The 14,717-nt window shown below is 67.6% G+C and carries 13 protein-coding genes; 11 read left to right on the plus strand and 2 right to left on the minus strand.

The window, feature by feature from the left end:
- The first annotated feature begins 9 nt into the window (after window positions 1-9).
- From panD to AC07OH_RS22610, 10 genes are all read left to right on the plus strand, one after another.
- Window positions 10-372, plus strand: coding sequence for an aspartate 1-decarboxylase (gene panD / locus AC07OH_RS22565; RefSeq protein ID WP_489060073.1), 363 nt, complete (start codon window positions 10-12; stop codon window positions 370-372).
- Window positions 373-409: 37 nt separating this feature from the next.
- Window positions 410-739, plus strand: a complete 330-nt coding sequence (locus AC07OH_RS22570) for an NAD(P) transhydrogenase subunit alpha part 2 (protein WP_062481510.1) — start codon at window positions 410-412, stop codon at window positions 737-739.
- On the plus strand, window positions 736-2,235 hold the full coding sequence (locus AC07OH_RS22575) for an NAD(P)(+) transhydrogenase (Re/Si-specific) subunit beta (RefSeq protein WP_495302188.1): 1,500 nt from the start codon (window positions 736-738) through the stop codon (window positions 2,233-2,235). The genes AC07OH_RS22570 and AC07OH_RS22575 overlap by 4 nt, the downstream gene beginning before the upstream one ends.
- Window positions 2,236-2,334: 99 nt before the next feature.
- Window positions 2,335-4,014 carry a long-chain-fatty-acid--CoA ligase gene (locus tag AC07OH_RS22580; RefSeq protein WP_495302189.1) on the plus strand — a complete coding sequence of 560 codons (1,680 nt, stop codon included), beginning with the start codon at window positions 2,335-2,337 and terminating at the stop codon, window positions 4,012-4,014.
- Between the two features lie 54 nt (window positions 4,015-4,068).
- A complete protein-coding gene (locus AC07OH_RS22585; RefSeq protein ID WP_495302190.1) occupies window positions 4,069-5,073 on the plus strand; it encodes an ABC transporter permease subunit in 1,005 nt (334 codons plus the stop codon).
- A 4-nt stretch (window positions 5,074-5,077) separates the two neighbouring features.
- Window positions 5,078-5,983: an ABC transporter permease subunit gene (locus AC07OH_RS22590; RefSeq protein WP_495302191.1), complete on the plus strand. Its 906-nt coding sequence runs from the start codon at window positions 5,078-5,080 to the stop codon at window positions 5,981-5,983.
- 17 nt (window positions 5,984-6,000) lie between these two features.
- The gene (locus AC07OH_RS22595) at window positions 6,001-7,026 is read left to right on the plus strand and encodes an ABC transporter ATP-binding protein (protein WP_489060065.1); all 1,026 of its coding nucleotides are present in this window, start codon (window positions 6,001-6,003) and stop codon (window positions 7,024-7,026) included.
- A complete protein-coding gene (locus tag AC07OH_RS22600) occupies window positions 7,023-8,045 on the plus strand; it encodes a peptide ABC transporter ATP-binding protein (protein ID WP_495302192.1) in 1,023 nt (340 codons plus the stop codon). Before AC07OH_RS22595 ends, AC07OH_RS22600 begins: the two co-directional genes overlap by 4 nt.
- A gap of 47 nt (window positions 8,046-8,092) precedes the next feature.
- A complete protein-coding gene (locus tag AC07OH_RS22605) occupies window positions 8,093-9,724 on the plus strand; it encodes an ABC transporter substrate-binding protein (protein WP_495302193.1) in 1,632 nt (543 codons plus the stop codon).
- 36 nt (window positions 9,725-9,760) lie between these two features.
- Window positions 9,761-10,501, plus strand: a complete 741-nt coding sequence (locus AC07OH_RS22610; protein WP_495302253.1) for a 5'-methylthioadenosine/adenosylhomocysteine nucleosidase — start codon at window positions 9,761-9,763, stop codon at window positions 10,499-10,501.
- Between the two features lie 9 nt (window positions 10,502-10,510).
- On the opposite strand, the gene AC07OH_RS22615 is transcribed toward AC07OH_RS22610, so the two are convergent.
- Both AC07OH_RS22615 and corA read right to left on the minus strand, forming a co-directional pair.
- On the minus strand, window positions 10,511-11,263 hold the full coding sequence (locus AC07OH_RS22615; protein WP_495302194.1) for a YoaK family protein: 753 nt from the start codon (window positions 11,261-11,263) through the stop codon (window positions 10,511-10,513).
- Window positions 11,264-11,320: 57 nt separating this feature from the next.
- A complete protein-coding gene (corA, locus tag AC07OH_RS22620) occupies window positions 11,321-12,307 on the minus strand; it encodes a magnesium/cobalt transporter CorA (RefSeq protein ID WP_056584267.1) in 987 nt (328 codons plus the stop codon).
- 225 nt (window positions 12,308-12,532) lie between these two features.
- Between corA and AC07OH_RS22625 the strand changes: the two genes are divergently transcribed.
- Window positions 12,533-14,650, plus strand: a complete 2,118-nt coding sequence (locus tag AC07OH_RS22625) for an ATP-dependent helicase (RefSeq protein ID WP_495302195.1) — start codon at window positions 12,533-12,535, stop codon at window positions 14,648-14,650.
- The last annotated feature ends 67 nt before the right edge of the window (window positions 14,651-14,717 follow it).

Below are 14,717 nucleotides of genomic sequence, written 5' to 3' on the forward strand. Positions count from 1 at the left end.
CTGCCTTCCATGAACCGCACCATGCTCCGCGCGAAGCTGCATCGCGCCACCGTGACCGAAGCCGACCTGCACTACGAAGGCTCGTGCGGCATCGACGAAGACCTGCTCGACGCGGCCGACATGCGCGAGTACGAAAAGATCGAGCTGTACAACGTCAACAACGGCGAGCGCTTCTCGACCTACATCATCAAGGCGGCGCGCGGTTCGGGCGCCATCTCGCTCAACGGCGCGGCGGCGCGCAAGGCGCATGTGGGCGACCTGCTCATCATCTGCACCTACGCCCCCATGACCGAGGCCGAAGCCGCCGACTACAAGCCGAAGGTGGTGCTGCTTGGCGATGCCAACCGCATCAAGGAAGTCAAGAAGCTCTGACAGGGCACGAAAGACCGAACGAGGAGAACACAACACCATGGAAATCGTTTCGCACACCGTCATCAACCTGACCATCTTCGTGCTGGCCATCTACGTCGGCTACCACGTGGTCTGGACCGTCACGCCCGCGCTGCACACGCCGCTCATGGCCGTGACCAATGCCATCTCGGCCATCGTGATCGTGGGCGCCATGCTGGCCGCCGCGCTCACCACCACCCCGCTGGGCAAGACCATGGGCGTGCTCGCCGTGGCGCTGGCCGCGGTGAACGTCTTCGGCGGCTTCCTGGTCACGCGCCGGATGCTCGAGATGTTCAAGAAGAAGGACAAGAAGGCCGCCCCCAAGGCTGCAGAGGGAGCCGCCAAGTGAGCATGAACCTCGTCACGCTGCTGTACCTCGTTGCCAGCGTCTGCTTCATCCAGGCCCTGAAGGGCCTGTCCCATCCCACCACCTCGATCCGCGGCAACATCTTCGGCATGACCGGCATGGCGATCGCCGTGCTGACCACCATCGCGCTGGTGCATGCGCAGGCGCGCGCCCTCAACGTCGACTTCACCACCGGCATCGCCTGGGTGCTGGCCGCCGTCGTGGTCGGTGGCGGCCTGGGCGCCTTCATGGCCAACAAGGTCGAGATGACCAAGATGCCCGAGCTGGTCGCCTTCATGCACAGCATGATCGGCCTGGCCGCGGTGTTCATCGGCGTGGCCGCGGTGGCCGAGCCCTGGGCCTTCGGCATCACGGCCGCGCCCGTGGCGGCGGTCGTCGGTGCGCGCACGCCCGACGGCGCGGTCCTCTTCGAGGGCTTCGTGCGTTACGCCATTCCTTATGGCAACCGGCTCGAGCTGTTCCTGGGTGCGGCCATCGGCGCCATCACCTTCAGCGGCTCGGTCATCGCCTTCGGCAAGCTCTCGGGCAAGTACAAGTTCCGCCTGTTCCAGGGCGCACCGGTGCAGTTCTCGGGCCAGCACATGCTGAACCTGGTGCTGGGCCTGGCGACCATCGCCCTGGGCCTGGTGTTCGTGGCCACCGAAAGCTGGCCGGCGTTCTTCGCGATGCTGGCGCTGGCCTTCGTGATGGGCGTGCTCATCATCATCCCGATCGGCGGCGCCGACATGCCGGTGGTGGTGTCGATGCTCAACAGCTACTCGGGCTGGGCGGCGGCCGGCATCGGCTTCAGCCTGAACAACGCGATGCTGATCGTGGCCGGTTCGCTGGTGGGCTCTTCGGGCGCGATCCTGAGCTACATCATGTGCAAGGCCATGAACCGCTCGTTCTTCAACGTGATCCTGGGCGGCTTCGGCGGCGAGGCGGCTGCGGCCACCGACGGCGCGAAGGAACAGCGCCCCGTGAAGAGCGGCAGCGCCGACGACGCGGCCTACATGCTGTCCAACGCCGAGACGGTGATCATCGTGCCGGGCTACGGCCTGGCGGTGGCGCGCGCCCAGCACGCCGTGAACGAACTGGCCGAGAAGCTCACGCACAAGGGCGTCAAGGTGAAGTACGCCATTCACCCCGTGGCCGGCCGCATGCCGGGCCACATGAACGTGCTGCTGGCCGAGGCCGAGGTGCCGTACGACCAGGTGTTCGAGATGGAAGACATCAACGGCGAGTTCGCGCAGGCCGACGTGGCGATCATCCTGGGTGCCAACGACGTGGTGAACCCGGCCGCGCTCACCAAGGGCACGCCGATCTACGGCATGCCGATCCTGGAAGCCTACAAGGCCAAGACCGTCATCGTGAACAAGCGCTCCATGGCGGCCGGCTATGCGGGCCTGGACAACGAGCTCTTCTACATGGACAAGACCATGATGGTCTTTGGCGATGCGAAAAAAGTAGTGGAAGATATGGGCAAGGCCATCGAATAGGCCGAAGGTCCGTGCCCGCGATGCGGGCCTGATCGTCGCGGCGCCTCACGTGCGCCGTTTTCGTTTTAAAAACTCATCCGACTCCGAGGAGACACATCCATGACCGAACGCCCCTGGCTCAGCAGCTACCCGCAAGGCGTGCCCGCCGACATCGACGCTTCGCAGTACCCGTCGCTGGTGGCGCTCATGGAGGAGAGCTTCACCAAGTACGCCGACCGCACGGCCTACAGCTTCATGGGCAAGGACGTGAGCTACGGCGAGACCGACAAGCTCAGCAAGGCCTTCGCGTCCTACCTGCAGGGCCTGGGCCTCGTGAAGGGCGACCGCGTCGCCGCGATGATGCCCAACTGCCCGCAGTACCCGATCGCGGTGGCGGCCATCCTGCGCGCCGGCCTGATCCTAGTGAACGTGAACCCGCTGTACACGCCGCGCGAACTCGAGCACCAGCTCAAGGACTCGGGCGCCAAGGCGATCATCATCATGGAGAACTTCGGCACCACGCTGCAGCAGTGCATCGCGGCCACGCCGATCAAGCACATCGTTCTGGCCTCCATGGGCGACCGGCTCGGCTTCCTGAAGGGCGCGCTCGTCAACTACGTGGTGCGCAACGTCAAGAAGCTGGTGCCGCACTTCAGCCTGCCGGGCGCCGTGCGCTTCAACGACGCGCTCGACAAGGGCGCGAGCGGCAAGCTCAAGCCCGTGGCCACCGGTCCCGACGACGTGGCCGTGCTGCAGTACACCGGCGGCACCACCGGCGTGTCCAAGGGCGCGGTGCTGCTGCATCGCAACGTGATCGCCAACGTGCTGCAGTCCGAAGCCTGGAACGAGCCCGTCATGGCCAAGGTGCCGGCCAACGAGCAGCCCACCAGCGTGTGCGCGCTGCCGCTGTATCACATCTTCGCGTTCACGGTCGGCATGATGCTGAGCATGCGCACGGGCGGCAAGCTGATCCTGATCCCGAACCCGCGCGACATCCCCGGCGTGCTCAAGGAGCTGTCGAAGCACACCATCCACAGCTTCCCGGCCGTCAACACGCTGTTCAACGGGCTGGCGAACCACCCCGACTTCAACACCGTCAACTGGAAGAACCTGAAGGTCTCGGTCGGCGGCGGCATGGCGGTGCAGGCCGCGGTGGCCAAGCTCTGGCTCGAGAAAACCGGCTGCCCCATCTGCGAGGGCTACGGCCTCTCGGAAACCTCGCCCTCGACCACCTGCAACCCGACCAACAGCACGGCCTACACCGGCACCATCGGCCTGCCGCTGCCGAGCACCTGGCTCAAGCTGCTCGACGACGACGGCAACGAAGTGCCCACCGGCGAGCGCGGCGAGATCGCCATCAAGGGCCCGCAGGTCATGGCCGGCTACTGGCAGCGCCCCGACGAGACCGCCAAGGTCATGACGCCCGACGGCTACTTCAAGAGCGGCGACATCGGCGTGGTCGACGAGCGCGGCTACTTCAAGGTGGTCGACCGCAAGAAGGACATGATCCTGGTGTCGGGCTTCAACGTGTACCCGAACGAGATCGAAGACGTGGTGGCAATGCTGCCCGGCGTGCTCGAATGCGCCGCGGTGGGCGTGCCCGACGAGAAGACCGGCGAGGCCGTGAAGCTCGTCATCGTCAAGAAGGACCCGGCACTCACCGAAGCGCAGGTGCGCGAGTACTGCCGCGCCAACCTCACGGGCTACAAGCAGCCGCGCGTGATCGAGTTCCGCACCGACATGCCCAAGACCCCGGTGGGCAAGATCCTGCGGCGCGAACTGCGGGATAGCAAGAAGTAGTAAGGGTTCCGCCCGGGTGGGGCCGGGGCATCGATCTTGCATATTCGCGGGTCGATGCTCAGATTCATTTCAGTCCGCCTAGGCTTGCTCGTGCCGACCTTCATCGGCATGACGCTGCTGGCCTTCTTTCTCATCCGGCTGGTGCCGGGTGACCCCATCGAGACGATGGCCGGCGAGCGCGGGATCGACCCCGCGCGCCACGCCGAGCTGCGCACCGCCATGGGCCTGGACAAGCCCCTGCTCGTGCAATACGGCATCTACATCGGCCGCGTCCTGCACGGCGACCTGGGCAAGTCGCTCATCACGCAGGACACGGTGATGAGCGAGTTCCTCGCGCTCTTTCCGGCCACTGTCGAACTCGGCGTGTGCGCGATTCTTTTCGCGCTGCTGCTCGGGCTGCCGGCCGGAATTCTCGCGGCGGTGCGGCGCAACTCCATCTTCGACCACGGCGTGATGGCCACGTCGCTCACCGGCTACTCCATGCCGATCTTCTGGTGGGGCCTGCTGCTGATCCTGTTCTTCTCGGTGCAGCTGGGCTGGACGCCGGTGTCGGGCCGCATCTCGGTGCAGTACTTCGTCGAGCCGCAGACCGGCTTCCTGTTGATCGACGCGCTGCGCGCCGGCGAGACCGAGGCCTTCTGGTCGGCGCTGCACCACCTCATTCTTCCGGCCATCGTGCTGGGCACCGTGCCGCTGGCCGTCATCGCGCGCATGACGCGCTCGGCGATGCTCGAGGTGCTGGGCGAGGACTACATCCGCACCGCGCGCGCCAAGGGCCTGTCGCGTTTTCGCGTGGTGGGCCTGCATGCGCTGCGCAACGCGCTGATCCCGGTCGTCACGGTGATCGGCCTGCAGGTCGGCGTGCTCTTCACCGGTGCGATCCTCACCGAGACCATCTTCTCCTGGCCCGGTGTCGGCAAGTGGCTCATCGAGGCCATCGGCCGGCGCGACTACCCCGTGCTGCAGGGCGGCATGCTGCTGCTCGGCGGCATCGTGATGCTGGTGAACCTGCTGGTCGACGTGGCGTACGGCGTCATCAACCCGCGCATCCGGCGCTGACCCCATGGCAACGACACACACCGTGCCCGCAGGCGCCAAGGCCTCGACCCCACCCGGTCCCTGGCGCGAGTTCTGGACCGCCTTCTCGGCCAACCGCGGCGCCGTCATCGGCCTCGTCACCATCGTGGTGCTGCTGCTCGTCGCGCTGTTCGCGCCGTGGATCGCACCGCACGCGCCGAACGAAACCAACAGCGCCGCGTTCCTGAAGCCACCGGCCTGGCAGGAAGGTGGTTCGTTCAGCTACCTGCTCGGCACCGACGCCATCGGGCGCGACATCCTGTCGCGCCTCATGCACGGCGCGCGGCTGTCGCTGTCGATCGGCGTCGCGGTGGTGGCGCTGTCGGTGGTGGTGGGCGTGGTGCTCGGGCTGATTGCGGGTTTTTTCCGCGGCGCGCTCGAGATCGCGATCATGCGGCTGATGGACATCGTGCTCACGCTGCCGAGCCTGCTGCTCGCCATCGTGATCGTCGCCATCCTCGGGCCGGGGCTGGTCAATGCGATGCTCGCGGTGGCCATCGTGGTGCTGCCGCACTACGTGCGCATCACGCGCGCCGCCGTCATCGCCGAGGTCTCTCGCGACTACGTGACCGCCGCGCGCGTGAGCGGCGCCGGCACCTTGCGCCTCATGTTCCGCGAGGTGCTGCCCAACTGCGCGGCGCCGCTGATCGTGCAGGCCTCGCTGGGCATCTCGACCGCCATCCTCGACGCCGCCGCGCTCGGTTTCCTGGGCCTGGGCGCGCAGCCGCCGTCGCCCGAGTGGGGAACGATGCTGGCCGATGCGCGCGAGTTCGTGCTGCGCGCGTGGTGGGTCGTCACCTTCCCGGGCCTTGCGATCCTTGCGGCCGTGCTGGCTTTCAACCTGCTGGGCGACGGGCTGCGCGATGCGCTCGACCCGAAGCTCAAGCGCTGACGCAAAGGAAAGAACAGATGCCTTTGCTCGATATCAAGGACTTGCACGTCGAATTCCCTACACAGGGCGGCGTGCTGCATGCGGTTGACGGCGTGAGCCTCACGCTCGAAGAGGGCGAGGTGCTCGGCATCGTCGGCGAGTCGGGCTCGGGCAAGAGCGTCACGATGATGGCGCTCATGGGCCTCGTCGGCTTTCCGGGCCGCGTGCGCGCGGACCACATGCGCTTTGCAGGCAAGGACTTGCTCGGCATCTCCGACAAGGCCCGCCGCGCGCTCGTCGGCAAGGAGGTCGCGATGATCTTCCAGGAGCCGACCACCAGCCTCAACCCCTGTTTCACCATCGGCTTCCAGCTGATGGAAACGCTGCGCCTGCACCTGAAGCTCGACAAGCGCGAAGCGAAGAAGCGCGCCACCGAGCTGCTCGAGCAGGTCGGCATCCCCGCCGCGTCGTCGCGCCTGGGCAGCTACCCGCACCAGCTCTCGGGCGGCATGAACCAGCGCGTGATGATCGCGATGGCCATCGCCTGCAACCCGCGCCTGTTGATCGCCGACGAGCCGACCACCGCGCTCGACGTGACCATCCAGGCGCAGATCCTCGACCTGCTGCGCGACCTGCAGAAGGAGCGCGGCATGGCGCTCGTGCTCATCACGCACAACATGGGCGTGGTCAGCGAGATGGCGCAGCGCATCGCCGTGATGTACGCGGGGCAGGTGATGGAGCACCAGCGCGTCGACCGCCTCTTTGCGTCACCGCAGCATCCCTACACCGAGGCCTTGCTCGCGGCGCTGCCCGAGCGCGCCGCGCCCGAGGGGCGGCTCGCCACCATCAGCGGCGTGGTGCCCGGCGTGCACGACCGGCCCGCGGGCTGCCTGTTCGCGCCGCGCTGCGGCTACGTCACCGAGCGCGCCTGCCAGGTGCGCCCGGCGCTGCGTGCGTGGCAGGGCGCCGAGGTGCGTTGCCACTTTCCGCTCGGCGAGCCGGGGCGCGCAGACGCCATTGCGCAAGACCCACCGCGCGCTGCCATCGCGGAGGTGCTGCCATGAGCGACGCATCGCCACCGGAGATCGTCGCCGAGGCGCGCAACCTGCAGCGCACCTACGCGGTGCGGCGCGGGCTGTTCCGCGCACCGGCGCAGCTGCGCGCCGTGGGCGACATCTCGTTCCGCCTCGAACGCGGCCGCACGCTGGCGGTGGTGGGCGAATCGGGCTGCGGCAAGTCGACGCTCGCGCGCATGGTCGCGCTGATCGAGAAGCCCACCGCCGGGCAGCTGACGCTGATCGGCGCCGATGCCGTGAGCCCGCCGCATGAACGCAAGCGCGAGCTGCGCCAGGCGGTGCAGCTGGTGTTCCAGAACCCGTACGGCTCGCTCAACCCGCGCAAGAAGATCTCGGCGGTGCTCGAAGACCCGCTGGCCATCAACACCACGCTGAGCAAGCCGGAGCGCGCAGAGAAAGCACGCGAGATGCTGGCCCGCGTCGGCCTGCGCCCCGAGTACGCCAACCGCTACCCGCACATGTTCTCCGGCGGCCAGCGCCAGCGCATCGCCATCGCGCGCGCGCTCATGCTGTCGCCGCGCCTGCTGGTGGCCGACGAGCCGGTGTCGGCGCTCGACGTGTCGATCCAGGCGCAGGTGCTGAACCTGCTGGCCGATCTGCAGGCCGAGCTGGGGCTGGCCTACCTCTTCATCTCGCACGACCTGGGCGTGGTGCGCCACATCGCGCACGACGTGCTCGTGATGTACCTGGGCCATGCGGTGGAGCAGGGCCCCAAGTCGCGCATCTTCGCGCGGCCGCTGCATCCGTACACGCAGGCGCTGCTGGCTTCGACGCCGGGCCTGAGCAGCCAGCGCATCGTGCTCAAGGGCGAGCTGCCGTCGCCGCTGGACCCGCCTTCGGGCTGCGTCTTCAGCACGCGCTGCCCGCACGTGCAGCCGCGCTGCCGCCAGGAGCGCCCCGCGCTGCGCGCGCTCGACGAGCGGCTGGTGGCCTGCCACTACGCCGAGCAGTTTCTCGATGGCGCGCCGGCCGTGCGCGCCGATGGTCCCGTGCTCGCCGCTTCCTGAAGAAGAGTGGAGTGGCGATTTTTTCAACCCTGTCTCGAGGAGTCCCCATGAAGACCCAGCCCTCCGTTTCGCGCCGCTCACAAAAGCTGGCGCTTCTGGCACCGGCAGCGCTCACGGCCCTTACCCTGGCCTGCGGCGCCGTGTCAGCCAAGACGTTGGTGTACTGCTCCGAAGGAAGCCCGGAAAACTTCTATCCGGGCATGAACACCACCGGCACGTCGTTCGACGTGACCACGCAGGTCTACAACACCATCGTCGAGTTCGAGCGCGGCGGCACCAAGGTCATGCCGGGCCTCGCTGAAAAATGGGACATCTCGGCCGACGGCACCGTGTACACCTTCCACCTGCGCAAGGGCGTGAAGTGGCACACCACGAGCAAGAGCTTCAAGCCCACGCGCGACTTCAACGCCGACGACTTCATCTTCATGCTCGAGCGCCAGTGGAAGGACAGCGACCCCTTCTTCAAGGTCACGAGCCAGAACCACTCCTACTTCAACGACATGGGCATGCCCAAGCTCTTGAAGTCGGTGGACCGCATCGACGACCACACGGTGAAGATCACGCTCAACCAGGCCGAGGCGCCGTTCCTGGCCAACCTGGCGATGCAGTACGCCGGCATCCAGTCGAAGGAATACGCCATCGCGATGCTGAAGGCCAGCACGCCCGAAAAGGTCGACCAGGACCCGGTCGGCACCGGCCCGTTCTACCTCGTGCAGTACCAGAAGGACGCGATCATCCGCTTCAAGGCCTTCCCGCAGTACTGGGGCGGCAAGGCCAAGATCGACGACCTCGTGTTCGCGATCACGCCCGATGCGTCGGTGCGCTGGGCCAAGCTGCAAAAGGGCGAGTGCCACGTCATGCCGTACCCGAACCCGGCCGACCTCGATGCGATCCGCAAGGACCCGAATGTGCAGGTGCTGGAGCAGCCGGGCCTGAACGTGGGCTACCTCTCGTACAACACGACCAAGAAGCCCTTCGACGACGTGCGCGTGCGCAAGGCCATCAACATGGCGATCAACAAGAAGGCCATCATCGACGGCGTGTACCTCACGACCGGCGTGGCCGCGAAGAACCCGATCCCGCCGACGCTGTGGTCCTACAACGATGCCGTGAAGGACGACCCGTACGACCCCGAGGCCGCCAAGAAGCTGCTGGCGCAGGCCGGCTTCCCCGACGGCTTCAGCACCGACCTGTGGGCCATGCCGGTGCAGCGCCCGTACAACCCGAACGCCAAGCGCATCGCCGAACTGATGCAGGCCGACCTGGCCAAGATCAACGTCAAGGCCGAGATCAAGAGCTTCGAGTGGGGCGAGTACCGCAAGCGCCTGCAGGCCGGCGAGCACCAGATGGGCATGCTGGGCTGGACCGGCGACAACGGCGACCCGGACAATTTCATGTACACCCTGCTGGGCTGCGCCTCGGCCAAGTCGGCCAGCGGCAGCAACATCTCGAAGTTCTGCTACCAGCCGTACGAAGACCTCGTGGTGAAGGCCAAGAGCGCGACCAAGCAGTCGGAGCGCGATGCGCTCTACAAGAAGGCGCAGGTCATCTTCAAGGAGCAGGCGCCGTGGTTCACCATCGCGCATGCGGTGCAGCTGAAGCCGGTGCGCAAGGAAGTGGTCGACTTCAAATTGAGTCCGTTCGGCCGCCACACCTTCTACGGCGTGGATATCAAGTAAGCCGTGGCCGCAGCGCCCATCGCCATCGTCGCGGCCATGCACGAGGAGCTCAGTGCGCTCCTCGCGCGCATGCCCGACGAGCAGCGCGTGCGCGTGGCCGGCCGCGACTTCTGGGTCGGCCACCTGCAAGGCCAGCCCGTGGTCGCGGTGCTGTCGCGCATCGGCAAGGTCGCGGCGGCGGTCACGGCCACGGTGCTGCTCGAACGCTTCGGCGTGCGGGCGATCGTGTTCACGGGCGTGGCGGGCGGGCTGGCGTCGGGCGTGAACGTCGGCGACGTGGTCGTGGCGACCGAGCTGCTGCAGCACGACATGGACGCCTCGCCGATCTTTCCGAAATACGAGGTGCCGCTGATGGGACGTTCGCGCTTCGCGGCCGATGCGGCCATCGGCGATGCGCTGGCGGCGGTGGCCGAAAGCACGTTGCGTGATCCGGTGAGCCTGGTGGGGCAGAAGGCGGTCGATGAGTTCCATCTGCGGTCGCCGAAGGTGCATCGCGGCCTGCTGATCAGCGGCGACCGTTTCGTGTCGACCACCGCGGAGTGTGGCGCCCTGCAGCGCTCGCTGCCCGATGCGCTCGCGGTCGAGATGGAAGGCGCGGCGATGGCGCAGGCCTGCCACGACTACGGCGTTCCCTTCGCGGCGCTGCGGACCATCTCGGACCGCGCCGACGATGCCGCGCACGGCGACTTCACGCGCTTCGTGGCCGAGGTGGCGAGCCGCTACAGCCTCGCGCTCGTCGACGCCTGGCTCGCCGCCCTGCCGCGCGACGCGGCCTGAAGAACCCGCCTACGGCGCGAGCCGGCGCAGCTGCGGCAGGTCGCGCAGCAGCGGCGGGATCGACAGCGCCAGCAGCAGCGCGGCCAGCGGCACGACGCAGATGAAGCCCACGTGCTTGAAGCCCAGCGCGCCCACGGTGCCGCCGAGCACGAACATGGCGACCAGCCCGCCGCAGCGGCGCAGCCGGCTGCGGTCGTGGCGCACCGGCAGCGGCGTGGACGGCGCGCGCCGGTTCCAGTAGAGCATCTTGCCCAGCTCGATCCCCACGTCGGTGATGTTGCCGGTCATGTGGGTGGTGCGCGTGCTGCCGCCCGAGGTCTTCGACGCCACGGCGTTCTGCAGGCCCATGATGAACGAGAGCAGCAGCACCGTGAGCGGCACCGCGAACGGCGTGGCCCAGGTCAGCGTGATGGCGCCGGCGAGCCCGAACGGGAACATCAGCGCGGCCTCCAGCAGCAGCGGCAGCGCATACACGCCATGCAGCCGGTGCTGCCGCGCCCAGTTCACCAGCACCGCGCAGACGGCGGCGCCGCTCACGAACGCCAGGATCGCGCCCAGCGCGTTCAGCAGCAGCGTGAGGTTGCCCAGCACCATGCCGTCCGCCAGCTGCGAGGCGAAGCCGGTCATGTGCGAGGTGTACATGTGCAGCACGAGGAAGCCGCCCGCATTGATGGCGCCGGCGTTGAAGGCCAGCAGCAGCCCGAGCGCGGTGTTCGTCGACGGCGCGCGGTGGCGGTTGGTGAGGAAACGAAGTCTGCGCACGGGGCTCTCCAGGGGCAGCTGCCTGCCGACAGCCACTCTAGCACCCAGTGTGAAGAACTACTTGAGCCAGCCGCGCCGGCGGAAGTACCACATCGGCACCAGCGCGCTCGCGGCCATCAGCGCGATGGCGTAGGGGTAGCCCATGGCCCAGTCGAGCTCGGGCATGAATTTGAAGTTCATGCCGTAGATGCTCGCGATCAGCGTGGGCGGCAGCAACGCGACGCTGGCCACCGAGAAGATCTTGATGGTCTTGTTCTGGTTGATGTTGATGAAACCGACGGTCGCATCCATCAGGAAGTTGATCTTGTCGAAGAGGAAGGCCGTGTGGTTGTCCAGCGACTCGATGTCGCGCAGGATCTGCCGCGCCTCTTCGAACTGCTCGGCGTTGAGCATCTTGCTGCGCATCATGAAGCTCACGGCGCGGCGCGTGTCCATCACGTTGCGGCGGATGCGGCCGTTCAAGTCTTCCTGCCGCGCGATGGCGCCGAGCACCTCGCCGGCCAGCTCGTCGCTGACGTTGCCCGACAGCACCTTCTTGCCCGCCACCTCGAGCTCGTCGTAGATGTTCTCCAGCGTGTCGGCCGAGTATTCGGCGTCGGCGTCGAAGAGCTTGAGCATCACTTCTTTTGCGTCTTCGATCAGCCCCGGCGCGCGGCGTGCGCGCATGCGCAGCAGGCGGAACACGGGCACATCTTCGTCGTGGATCGAGAACAGCACGCCACGGCTGCGCAGGTCGGTGTTGTGCTGGTTCAGGATGAAGGCGACGCGCACCGTGCGCGGGTCTTCGTCGTCGTCGATCAGAAAGTCGGAGCGGATGTGCAGTTCGCCGTTGTCTTCCTCGTAGAAGCGGGCGGATTCCTCGATGTCCTCGTCCATCGCGTCTTCGGGAATCGAGAGGCCGTAGTACTGCTTGATCCAGCGCTTTTCCTCGAGCGTGGGCGACTCGAGGTCGACCCAGATCGGCTGGAACTTGGAGAGCTCTTCGAGCGACTCGATCTCTTCCTGGACGAGGCGGCCGTTGGCGAGCGTAAAGATGTTGAGCATGGGCTCACTCCCGGGGATGACTGAACGATGGGCGAGGGAGGGGCGCTTTCAATTCCCGCAGACCCGGCGTCAGTACATCATGCGCGGCGTCGGATGGGAGTTGAAAGCTGCCGAGACGGGGCGGTTTCCATGGGGAGTCTCCGGTTGCAGCGAGGCGCGATTATGTCACCGGCCACAGGGCGGCAAGGCACGCGAACTGGACGGACATACAGTAAAGTCGTGCCCATGCAGACCCCTGCGTCCCCCGTTCTTTCCACCCCCCCGAAGACGCAAGCCGAGCGCCTGGCCGCGGCGCTCGCCGCGCTCAACGACGACCAGCGCGCGGCGGTCGAGCATGGCGTGGGCGCGGCGGTCGGCGCTGACCACCGGCCGCTGCTCGTGATCGCCGGTGCCGGCTCGGGCAAGACCAGCACGCTGGCGCACCGCGTGGCGCACCTGATCGCGGACGGGGTCGATCCGCAGCGCCTGCTGCTGCTCACCTTCTCGCGCCGCGCCGCGCAGGAAATGGAGCGCCGCGCGGGCCAGGTGCTGGCGCGCGTGCTGGGGCTGAAGTCGGAGCGCCCGCCCGCGCTGCCCTGGGCCGGCACCTTCCACGGCATCGGCGCGCGGCTGCTGCGCGAGTACGCCGCGCAGATCGGGCTGGACGAGAACTTCACCATCCACGACCGCGGCGACGCCGAAGACCTCATGGGGTTGGTGCGGCACGAGCTGGGCCTGTCGTCCACGGTCAACCGCTTTCCGCGCAAGGGCACCTGCCTGTCGATCTACTCGCGCTGCGTGAACACGCGCGCGCCGCTGGCCGCCGTGCTGAAAGACAGCTTTCCCTGGTGCGCCGAGTGGGAGGCGCAGCTCAAGACGCTCTTCGGCGCCTACGTCGAGGCCAAGCAGCAGCAGAACGTGCTCGACTACGACGACCTCTTGCTCTACTGGGCCGAGATGGTCGCCGAGCCCACGCTGGCCGCGCACGTCGGCGCGCGCTTCGACCACGTGCTGGTCGACGAGTACCAGGACACCAACCTGCTGCAGGCCGAGATCCTGCGCGCGATGAAGCCCGACGGGCGTGGCGTGACGGTGGTGGGCGACGACGCGCAGTCGATCTACTCGTTCCGCGGCGCCACGGTGCGCAACATCCTCGACTTTCCGTCGCAGTTCTCGCAAGAGGCACGCATCGTCACGCTGGAGCGCAACTACCGCTCGACGCAGCCGATCCTCGACGCGTCGAACCGCGTCATCGCGCAGGCCGCCGAGCGGCATGCCAAGACGCTGTGGACCGACAAGCCCTCGGCCGGCAAGCCGGTGCTGGTGCTCGTGCCCGACGAGGCCGGGCAGGCGCGCTGGGTGGCTGACAAGATCCTCGCGCACCGCGAGGGCGGGCTGGCGCTGAAGTCGCAGGCGGTGCTGTTTCGCACCTCGTCGCACAGCGCGGCGCTCGAGTTGGAGCTGGCGCGGCGCAACATCCCGTTCGTGAAGTTCGGCGGGCTCAAGTTCCTCGAGGCCTCGCACGTGAAGGACCTGCTCGCCGTGCTGCGTTTCGCGCAGAACCCGCGCGGGCGCATGGCGGGCTTCCGGGTCACGCAGCTCATTCCCGGCGTGGGCCCGGCCACCGGCACGCGCCTGCTCGACGCGATGGACCAGGCGGCCGACCCGGCCGCGGCCGTGCGGGACTTCGTGCCGCCCTCCGCAGCGCGCGAACAGTGGGCCGACTTCGCCCAGGCCTACGCTGCCTTGCGCGAACCGTCCCTGAAATGGCCGGCCGACGTGGAGGTGGCGATGCAGTGGTACCAGCCCCACCTGGAGCGGCTGTACGAAGACACCTCGGGCGTGCGCCGTGCCGACGTCGAACAGCTGGCGCGGCTGGCGGCCGGCTATGGCTCGCGCGAGCGCTTTCTCACCGAGCTCACGCTCGATCCGCCCGAGGCCACCAGCGACCGGCCCGGCCCGCCCTCGCTCGACGAGGACTACCTGATCCTGTCGACCATCCATTCGGCCAAGGGGCAGGAGTGGAATTCGGTGCACGTCATCAACGTGGTCGACGGCTGCATGCCGGCCGATGTGGCGCAGGGTGCGCACGAGCTGGAAGAAGAGCGGCGCCTGCTCTATGTGGCGATGACGCGGGCCCGCGACCACCTGCATCTGGTGATGCCGCAGCGCTTCCACATCACGCAGCAGGCGGCGCGTGGCGACCGGCACCTGTACGCCAACCGCACCCGCTTCATCACGGAGTCCGACCTGGCGGGCTTCGAGCTGCAGACCTGGCCGCCGCCACCGGTGCTGCCGCCCGCCGTGCCGCCGCCGGCCGCGGTGATCGACCTGCGCAACCGCATGCGCGCCGCCTGGCGCTGAACGGGCCGGCCCTTCGGGCGGGAGGGTCACTGCGCGCGGCGCGTGGAAACACTTGCTTCCAATGTGC

It is taken from the genome of Variovorax sp. GW821-FHT10C12, from assembly GCF_059415405.1.